The organism is Streptomyces sp. HSW2009 (assembly GCF_040240285.1).
In the GTDB taxonomy this organism is placed as follows: domain Bacteria; phylum Actinomycetota; class Actinomycetes; order Streptomycetales; family Streptomycetaceae; genus Streptomyces.
Map to the genome: position 1 here is coordinate 1 of NZ_JBEHZD010000321.1, position 9,095 is coordinate 9,095.

7 protein-coding genes and 1 pseudogene are annotated in these 9,095 nt (G+C 73.5%); 5 read left to right on the forward strand and 3 right to left on the reverse strand.

Annotated elements, in window-relative coordinates; translation table 11 throughout:
- Positions 1 to 77 precede the first annotated feature (77 nt).
- A pseudogene (locus AAHZ94_RS21875) lies at positions 78 to 989 on the reverse strand (histidine kinase dimerization/phosphoacceptor domain-containing protein); the annotation flags it as partial.
- A 274-nt stretch (positions 990 to 1,263) separates the two neighbouring features.
- On the opposite strand from AAHZ94_RS21875, the gene AAHZ94_RS21880 reads away from it, so the two are divergent.
- Positions 1,264 to 2,157 carry an IS982 family transposase gene (locus tag AAHZ94_RS21880; RefSeq protein ID WP_349994677.1) on the forward strand — a complete coding sequence of 298 codons (894 nt, stop codon included), beginning with the start codon at positions 1,264 to 1,266 and terminating at the stop codon, positions 2,155 to 2,157.
- A 379-nt stretch (positions 2,158 to 2,536) separates the two neighbouring features.
- On the opposite strand, the gene pspAA is transcribed toward AAHZ94_RS21880, so the two are convergent.
- Positions 2,537 to 2,815 carry a PspA-associated protein PspAA gene (gene pspAA / locus AAHZ94_RS21885; RefSeq protein WP_349994678.1) on the reverse strand — a complete coding sequence of 93 codons (279 nt, stop codon included), beginning with the start codon at positions 2,813 to 2,815 and terminating at the stop codon, positions 2,537 to 2,539.
- A 91-nt stretch (positions 2,816 to 2,906) separates the two neighbouring features.
- The gene (locus tag AAHZ94_RS21890) at positions 2,907 to 3,704 is read right to left on the reverse strand and encodes a PspA/IM30 family protein (protein ID WP_349994679.1); all 798 of its coding nucleotides are present in this window, start codon (positions 3,702 to 3,704) and stop codon (positions 2,907 to 2,909) included.
- A gap of 254 nt (positions 3,705 to 3,958) precedes the next feature.
- Here AAHZ94_RS21890 and AAHZ94_RS21895 point away from each other — a divergent pair, with 254 nt between their 5' ends.
- From AAHZ94_RS21895 to AAHZ94_RS21910, 4 genes are all read left to right on the forward strand, one after another.
- A complete protein-coding gene (locus tag AAHZ94_RS21895; RefSeq protein WP_502964735.1) occupies positions 3,959 to 4,564 on the forward strand; it encodes a DUF3043 domain-containing protein in 606 nt (201 codons plus the stop codon).
- A gap of 56 nt (positions 4,565 to 4,620) precedes the next feature.
- Entirely contained in the window at positions 4,621 to 5,355 is a 735-nt protein-coding gene (locus tag AAHZ94_RS21900; RefSeq protein ID WP_349994681.1) for a class I SAM-dependent methyltransferase, read from the forward strand.
- 388 nt (positions 5,356 to 5,743) lie between these two features.
- Positions 5,744 to 7,582 carry an ABC transporter ATP-binding protein gene (locus AAHZ94_RS21905; RefSeq protein WP_502964736.1) on the forward strand — a complete coding sequence of 613 codons (1,839 nt, stop codon included), beginning with the start codon at positions 5,744 to 5,746 and terminating at the stop codon, positions 7,580 to 7,582.
- Between the two features lie 228 nt (positions 7,583 to 7,810).
- Positions 7,811 to 8,941 (forward strand): S1C family serine protease, encoded by a 1,131-nt coding sequence (locus AAHZ94_RS21910; protein ID WP_349994682.1) that lies wholly within the window; start codon positions 7,811 to 7,813, stop codon positions 8,939 to 8,941.
- Positions 8,942 to 9,095 lie beyond the last annotated feature (154 nt).

Below are 9,095 nucleotides of genomic sequence, written 5' to 3' on the forward strand. Positions count from 1 at the left end.
GGGCATCAAGCTCAACATCACCAGCTTCAACCGCACAGCCTCGTTCTAACCCGAGAAGAAGTAGCCGACTCGCGCAGCTCCTCGTTGGCCGCCGCGACCGTGACCCGCAGCCCGGTGCGGGCGAAGCCGTCGATGAGCTGGTCGAGCACGCCGAGCCCGGGGGCCGGCTCGGTGGGCGCCTCCGGGTCGCCGTACTGGCGCAGCAGGCCCACCGTGGCGCGCAGTTCGCCAAGCGCCGACCTGCTGGCCTCGCGGACGTGCGCGAGGGCCTGTTTGGCCTGGTCGGGGCGGCTGTCCATGACGTGCGACGCGACCCCGGCCTGCACGTTGACCAGGGCGATGTGGTGGGCGACCACGTCGTGCAGTTCGCGTGCGATGCGCAGCCGCTCCTCGGCGACCCGGCGCCTGGCCTCCTCCTCGCGGGTCCGCTCGGCCCGCACGGCGCGCTCCTCGATGGCCGCGATGAACGCCCGCCGGCTGCGCACCGCGTCGCCGACGGCGGCGGCCATGCCCGTCCAGGCGAAGATGCCGAGGTTCTCCTGCATGTACCAGGGGTGCCGGCCGAAGATCATCACGGTGCCGGTGAGCAGCGCCACGGTGGCCGCGCCGATCCGCCAGGTGGTGTGCCGGTCGGTGGAGGCACCGAGGGTGTAGAGCGCGACGACGACGCTGATGGCGAGTTGCGACGGCGGCACGGCGCCGCTGGGCGAGCAGGCGATGCCCAGGCCGCTGAGGACGGTGGTCGCAGCGAGCACGGTCCGCGGCTGCCGGCGGCGCCACACCAGGGCCGCGCTGGCGGCCACGGCGAGGGTGACGAGCAGCGGCCCCACGGGCCGGTCCTCCACCGGGCCGGTCACCGAACTGGTCATGATGCAGGCGAGGACGCAGGTGGCGATCACGGCGTCGACCGCGAGCGGGTGCCCACGCAGCCAGCAGACCGCGATCGACCCCTGACGCGCGGCGCCCGGTCCAGCAGCGGGAAGAGTCACGGCATCCAACGGTACGGGCTGGCGCACCGCCCCGTTGCCACCCTGCTCCCCGACGTGCCCCCGCGGCGGGGCGGGACGCCGCTGGTCAACTGCCGCCCGGCCACGGGTCGGCCGCCCCCTGGCGCAGCCGCCGGTTTCGACGGGGTGGTCCGAGGGGTGGACCAGCGGCCCTGTTGAGGGTTTGGCGCGGACCCGTACGGGATGCTCGTCCGCCCCTAGACGAGTAAGTCCGAAGTCTTCGCGCGCATGAAGCGAGGGTCTCGTTGGTTTGTTTGTGACGACAAACCTGGAGACCCTCGCGACAGCACTGTACGTGAGGATCGATGACTCTCTGACGGAAACGCGGCGATCGGGGCGGCCGCCGAGGCTGACGGACGCCGAGCTGTTGACGCTCGCGGTCATGCAGGCCGTCCTCGGGTTCGTCTCTGAGGCCCGCTGGCTGCGGTTCGCCCGCCGTCATCTGGCCGCGGAGTTCCCCTACCTGCCCGGCCAGTCCGGCTACAACAAGCGCCTGCGGGCTGCGAACACGCTGATCAGCCGGTTCATCCGGAACCTGGCCCGAGACACCGACCTGTGGCACGACGACGTGTGGATCGTCGACTCCACCCCTGTGGAATGCGCCCGCTCCAGGCCCACGGTCAAACGCTCGGAGCTGGCGGGCTGTGCCGGCTACGGCTACTGCCCTTCGCACTCCCGCTTCTTCTGGGGCCTGCGCCTGCACCTGATCTGCACACCCGGCGGTCTGCCCATCGCCTGGGCCCTGGCCAACCCCAAGACGGACGAACGCGAAGTCCTCGCCGACATGCTCACCGGCGACCGTGACCTGCTGACCACCCACCCCGGCCAGCCCCTCGTCGCAGACAAGGGCTACGTCTCCAAACACCTCGATGCCTTCATGGCCGACCTGGGTCTGACCCTGATCCGGCCCAGCTACCGCAACCTCAAACCCCGCCCCGGCGAGCGGCTGCTCAAGCCGATCCGGCAGCTGATCGAGTCGGTGAACGACACCCTCAAGGGCCAGCTCGACCTCGAACGCCACGGAGCCAGGACCCCTGCCGGGGTCCTGGCCCGCGTAGGCCAGCGCATCCTGGCCCTGACCGCCGCAATCTGGCACAACCGAGCCACCGGAACACCGCTGACCAGGTCGCTGATCGCCTACGACCACTGACCAGACTTCGGACTCACTCGTCTAGGGGTCGCCGGTCACGGCGGGCGGGTCGGCGCATCATAGGGGTTGCCGGCCGTCGCACCCGGGCCGGCGATCGTCGAGGTAACCCGCCGCCGTGCGCGGGCCAGCGAGCGTCGGGGGCGGTCGCCGCACACGGATCGGCGACCGTGGAAATAGCGGGCCGTCGCACGGCGCGGACCGGCGATCGTCAGGGCGACCGGCCGTCGCGCACGGAGCGGCCATCGTCGGGACCGCCGGCCGTCGACCACCGGCGCCGCACTCGGGCCGCGTACGCCAGCCGGCCCGGCGCAGAGCGGCCCGACGCAAGCCGGCCCGGCGCAGAGTGGCGCGGGGCCGGCAGGCCGGTCGGTCCGCGAGGTCAGCCGGGGATGAGCCCGTCGTCGCTGAGCATCTGCTCGACCTCCTCCAGCGTGGCGTCGGGGCCGGGCAGGATGAGCTCCGACGGCTGGAGCGCGTCATCGGGCAGGGGTTTGCCGAGGCGTCGTACGGCGTCGAGAAGTGCGGTGAGGGTGCGCCGGAAACCGTCGTGGTCGCCGCCCTCTATCTCGGCGAGCAGCTCGTCGTCGAGCCGGTTGAGTTCGGCGAAGTGGACGTCGTCCAGCTCCACCTGGCCCTCCCCCATGATCCGTACGATCACGACGGCCTCCTTGCCTGAACCCCCGCGCGCGGGGCGCGGGTCTCGTTCGGGTGCCACGCGGCGGCCGGGGCCGGCCGCCGCCGGGTGTGCGCTACTTCTCGAAGCGCGGCTTCTGGCGGTCCACCGGCTGCACCTGGCTGCCGGGGGCGTTCTGGCCGCCCTCGATGGCCGGCGCACCGCTGCCGCCGGCGAGCTCGGCCTTCATCCGCTGGAGCTCGATCTCCACGTCCGTGCCGCCGGAGATCCGGTCGAGCTCGGCCGCGATGTCGTCCTTGGCGGCGATCCCGGACTGGTCGTCGAGCGCGCCCGAGGCCAGGAGTTCGTCGATGGCGCCGGCCCGCGCCTGCATCTGCGCGGTCTTGTCCTCGGCCCGCTGGATCGCCATGCCGACGTCGCCCATCTCCTCGGAGATGCCGGAGAACGCCTCGCCGATCCGGGTCTGCGCCTGGGCCGCGGTGTACGTGGCCTTCAGGGTCTCCTTCTTGGTCCGGAAGGCGTCCACCTTGGCCTGGAGCCGCTGGGCCGCCAGGGTGAGCTTCTCCTCCTCGCCCTGGAGCGTCTGGTGCTGCACCTCCAGGTCGGTGACCTGCTGCTGGAGCGCGGCCCTGCGGGAGAGCGCCTCCCTGGCCAGGTCCTCACGGCCCAGCGCGAGCGCCTTGCGCCCCTGGTCCTCCAGCTTGGAGGACTGGCCCTGCAACTGGTTCAACTGCAATTCGAGCCGCTTGCGGGACGTGGCGACGTCCGCGACGCCGCGTCGCACCTTCTGGAGCAGCTCAAGCTGCTTCTGGTACGAGTAGTCAAGGGTCTCGCGCGGGTCCTCGGCCCGGTCCAGGGCCTTGTTGGCCTTCGCGCGGAAGATCATCCCCATACGCTTCATGACACCGCTCATGGGCCTCGCGCGCCCCCTTCTGACGGACTTGGACTCCGGCACACCACTACGGACCCAGCGTACGGGCCCTGCTTCTATTACCGCACTGTTCGGACGCCCTCGGACTCCTCCCTCAGGACGATGAGGGCTCGCCGGCATCAGGCCGGAGGAGTAGGTGGCGCCCCGGGAAACGGCGTCCCACGCTGGTACGACGCGTGGCCGTTGCCGGATCGTTCCCCCCGAGGCTGGGGTCTACCCGCCGACACCCCGTACCCTTGGGTTTCGTGTTCCGAAGCCGTTCGAAGGATGAGCAGTCCGCGCCCGCCAAGGCGTCCGCGGATGAGCCGCAGCAGACCCGTAACCCGCAGGCGCCCAAGGGCCGCCCGACGCCCAAGCGCAGCGAGGCGCAGTCCCAGCGTCGCAGCCTGGCCAGCACGCCGCTGACCCGCAAGGACGCCGCCAGGCGACAGCGGGAGGCCCGGCGCGCCGACCTGGCCAAGCAGCGGGAGGCGCTGGCCAACGGCGACGAGCGCTATCTTCCGGTCAGGGACCGGGGCCCGATCCGCAAGTTCGCGCGTGACTACGTGGACTCGCGGTTCGTCGTGGCGGAGTTCTTCCTGCCGCTGGCCGTGATCATCCTCGTCCTGAGCCTGATCCAGGCCGGGGCGATGCAGCAGTACGTACTGCTGCTGTGGATGGTCGTGATCTTCCTCATCGTGATCAACTCGATCGTCATCGGCATCGCGCTCAAGCGTCAGCTCAGGCAGCGGTTCCCGGACGAGAACCTGCGCGGCGCCGTGCCGTACGCGCTGATGCGCAGCCTCCAGATGCGCCGACTGCGGCTGCCCAAGCCGCAGGTCAAGCGCGGAGAGCGGCCCTGACCCGGGGTACCGCCTTCGCCCGCGGCGCGGGGGCCTGGCTCGGTGGCCTCGGCGGGTTGCGCAACACCGTCCGGCAGGAGCTGGTGGCGCGCCAGCTCGACGAGCAGATCGGCAAGCTGTTCCCGGTGGGCCAGCAGTTGCGGGTGCTCGACGTCGGCGTCGGCCAGGGCACCCAGGCGATGCGACTGGCCCGCATCGGGCACGAGGTGACCGGTCTCGAATCGGACCCGGCGATGCTCGCCGCGGTGCGCGGCGCCCTGGAGGGCGAGCCGCGGTTCGTCCGCGAGCGGTTCCGGCTGGTCCAGGGCGACGGCCGGGACACCGGTGCGCACTTCCTGCCGGGCGCCTTCGATGTCGTCCTCTGTCACGGCGTGCTGATGTACGTGCCCGAGCCGGAGCCGATGTTGGCGGGGCTGACCCGGGTGCTGGCCCCCGGCGGGCTGCTGTCATTGGTGGTGCGGAACGCCGATGCGCTCGCCCTGCGGCCCGGTCTGGCCGGTGACTGGGCGGGGGCGCTGGCCGCCTTCGACTCCCCCGACTACACCAACCGGCTCGGGCTGACGGCACGCGCCGACCGGTGCCAGGACCTGGTGACGACGCTGGCCGGCATCGGCGCCCCGGCGCGGGACTGGTACGGCGTACGGCTGTTCAGCGACGGCGCGGCCGACGGCACCGTCCCGCCGACCGCGGACGAGTTGGCCGCCCTGCTGGCCGCCGAGGAGCGCGCCGGCCGCACCGACCCGTACCGTGCGGTGGCCGCGCTGCTGCACCTGTGCGGGGTGCGCCAATAGCCCACCCGGCGGCGGCTCGGGGCACCCGGCCCCGGGCCCTGGCGGTGGGACCGGCCCGGGGTCCGGGTGGCGGGCCGGAGCTCGGGGTTGGGGTTACGGGCCAGGGCGCTGGTCGTGGGCCGGCCCGTGGGTCAGGTGAAGTGGCCGAGGGCGCGTCCTGACTCGTACGAGACGAGTGCGACTCGTACGAACGAACGCAGAGCCCGGGAGCTGACACGTGTCCGCCGCGCAGGACGGCCCACCGCCCATCACGCCCGCCGCTGCGCCCCCCGCGCGCGAGGACGGGCCCCCGGACGGCACGACGAGTGCGCCGGAAGGCGACACGACGGGCGCGTCAGGCACGCCGGGTACGCCAGGTGCGCCAGGTGGTGCGCGATCGGCCGATCAGGTGAAGCTGCCCGCCCGCGAGACATGGGCCGTCCTGTACGGGCACATCCGGCCGCACCGCTGGGTGATCGCGCTGGCCGCCGTGTTCACGCTGGTCGGCGCGGCGACCGGGCTGGCCCAGCCGCTGGCGGCGAAGGCGCTGGTCGACCGGCTCGGGGACGACGAGTCGATCGCCGGCATGCTGGTCCTCCTCACGCTCCTCGTGGTGCTCGGCACGGTCATCGAGGCGCTGGGCGCCTACCTCCTGGAGCGCACTGCCGAGTCGGTGGTGCTCGCCGCCCGGCGGCGGCTGGTCGGCCGGCTGCTGCGCTTGCGGGTGCCCGAGGTGGAGCGCACCCAGCCGGGCGATCTGATGTCGCGGGTCACCTCGGACACCACGCTGTTGCGGTCGGTGGCGACGGAGTCGCTGGTGGGCGCGGTCACCGGGACCCTGACGCTGGTGGCGACCATCGTCCTGATGGGGCTGATGGAACCGGTGCTGCTGCTGGTCACACTGGGCGTGATGGTGCTGATCGGCGGCGCGACGGGCCTGGTCATGCCCCGGATCGCGCGGGCCAGCAAGGCGGCCCAGGAGGCGGTCGGGGCGATCTCCACCGTGCTGGAACGGTCCTTCGGGGCGTTCCGCACCATCAAGGCGTCCGGTGCCGAGGCGCGCGAGCAGGCCGTGGTGGACGCGGCGGCGCACGACGCCTGGCGGCACGGCGTCCAGGCGGCCAAGTGGCGGGCGCTGGCCTGGTCGTCGGTCGGCTTCGCGGTGCAGGTCTCCTTCCTCGCGGTGCTCGGCGTCGGCGGCGCGCGGGTGGCGTCGGGCGCCACCGACGTGGGTACGCTCATCGCCTTCCTGCTCTTCCTCTTCTACCTGATCGACCCGGTCAGCCGGCTGGTGGAGGCGGTCTCCCAGTACCAGGTCGGGGCGGCTGCGGTGGCCCGGATCAGCGAGGCCGAGCGGCTGGCGACGGAGCCGGTGGGGGTAGGGCCGACGGAGGCGCCGGCTGCCGCGCCGGGGGCGGGCCCCGCTCCCGTACCGGACGGCGCCGGGCCCCAGCCGCCCGCGCCCGGCGACGACGCCCCCGACCGGCCCGCGACCCCGGCCACGGTCACCTTCGAATCGGTCACCTTCCGCTACCGCGACGACCTGCCGTACGTGCACCACGGCGTCGACTTCCACCTCCCCAGCGGCGGCCTGACGGCGTTCGTCGGGCCGTCGGGCGCCGGCAAGACCACCGTGTTCGGGCTGATCGAGCGGTTCTACGAGGCGACCGGCGGCCGGGTCCTGGTGGACGGGCGGTGCGTGCGGCAGTGGCCGCTGGAGGCGCTGCGGGCCTCGATCGGGTACGTCGAGCAGGACGCTCCGGTGCTCTCCGGGACGCTGCGCGACAACCTGCTCTTCGCCCATCCGCACGCCACCGATGCGGCGCTGCGCGCGGCCTTGGCCCGTACGAAGTTGGACGCGCTGGTGGACCGGCTGCCCGAGGGCCTGGACACGGTCGTCGGGCACCGCGGGAGCAAGCTCTCCGGCGGTGAGCGGCAGCGGGTAGCGATCGCCCGGGCGCTGCTGCGCCGCCCCCGGCTGCTGCTCCTCGACGAGGCCACCTCGCAACTCGACGCGGTGAACGAGATGGCGCTGCGGGACACCGTCGCGGAGGCCGCCCGCGAGACGACCGTCCTGGTGGTCGCGCACCGGCTGTCCACGGTCACACTCGCCGACCGCATCGTGGTGCTGGACGCCGGGCGGGTACGGGCGGTGGGCACCCACGAGGAGCTGGTGGCAGCCGATCCGCTCTACGGCGAACTGGCGGCGGCCCAGCTGCTGGCTACGGCGCCGCCGACGGCGCCGTAGCGCTGCCGGGTGGGGGCCGCGCGGGCCGAGTCAGAAACCCTAGGTCGCGCGCAGTGTGGGCGGCAGCCGGGGCGGGCCCGCCCCCCTGGCGGCAGGGCATCCGGGGCCACCCGGAGAGCCGCCGGTGCGTACCGGTCATCGCCCCGCACGCCGCCCTCCGGGTGACTCGGGCGGCGGCGTCCGACGGTCGGCGGCCCACAACACCACGCCAAAAGGAACACTTCGGGCATGAGTTGCTCGTCTGTGCGTGGCCCGTCCCGTCGATCGGCGCTCGCCGCTGGTGCCGTCCTGTGCGTCGCGGCCCTGCTGGCCGGGTGCGACTCCGGCTCCGACCCGGACTCCGTCCCCCGCCCCGAGGCCGCGTCGACCACGGCCGGGGACTCCGGCGCGGCCTCCCGCACCCCCGGCGGCGGGGCGGCGGCGACCGGGGGGGGGGACGGGGCGGCCCTCCAGCGGGCGTACGAGCGGACCGTCCAGGCCGTGCTGCCGTCGGTGGTGCAGATCACCACCGGGGACGGGCTCGGTTCGGGCATCGTCTACGACCGGCGCGGCCACATCGTCACCAATGCGCACGTGGTGGGCGACGCCAGGTCGTTCGATGTCACCCTGGCCACCGGGCACGCGACGCTGCGGGCCGGGATCGTCGCCAGCTTCCCGCCGCAGGACCTGGCCGTGATCAAGCTGGAGCAGCCGCCGAAGGACCTCAAGCCGGCGTCGTTCGGCGACTCGGGCGCGCTGCGCATCGGGCAGATCGTGTTGGCCATGGGGAGCCCGCTCGGGCTGTCCGGGAGCGTCACCCAAGGCATCGTCTCGGCGCTGGAGCGCACCGTGGGCGAGGGCCGCAGCGGCGGCGGCACCGGGGCCACCATCGGCAACCTCGTCCAGACCTCGGCCGCCATCAACCCGGGCAACAGCGGTGGCGCCCTGGTCACCCTCGACCGGCAGGTCATCGGCGTGCCGACGCTGGCGGCGGCCGACCTCGAACGGGGCCTGGCGGCCGGCATCGGCTTCGCCATCCCCGCATCGACGGTCACCCACATCGCCGACCAGATGATCGAGCACGGCCGGGTGACGGATTCCGGCAAGGCCGCGCTCGGCATCACGGGGCGCAGCGTGCTCGGCCCGGACTACCAGCCGGCCGGGGTCGCGGTGGTCGCGGTCGCCCGGGGCGGGGCGGCGGACCGGGCCGGCCTGCGTGCCGGAGACGTGGTCCTGCGCATCGGCGACGTGCCGACCCCGGCGCTGTCCGCCCTCACCGACGCCCGCGCCCGGCACCGGCCGGGCGACCGGGTACGCGTGACGTACGACCGCAACGGCGACGAACGGACGGCCTCGCTGACGCTGGGCGACCTCTCGTAGGCGGGGGCGGGGCAGAGGCAGAGGTGGGGGTGGAGGCGGCGGGGACGGGGGACGGGACGGTGGTGCGCGGGGCCGGTCGCGGGCCCCGCCGGCCCCCGCGGGGGCCGCCCGGCCGGGCGGGGGGCAGCGGTGTGGTTTTGACAAAAGCCCGCCC

Coding starts and splice junctions, on each gene's coding strand:
- AAHZ94_RS21890 (WP_349994679.1), bottom strand. CDS start 3,704: ATGAGCGGTGTCATGAAGCGTATGGGGATGATCTTCCGCGCGAAGGCC.
- AAHZ94_RS21910 (WP_349994682.1), top strand. CDS start 7,811: ATGAGTTGCTCGTCTGTGCGTGGCCCGTCCCGTCGATCGGCGCTCGCC.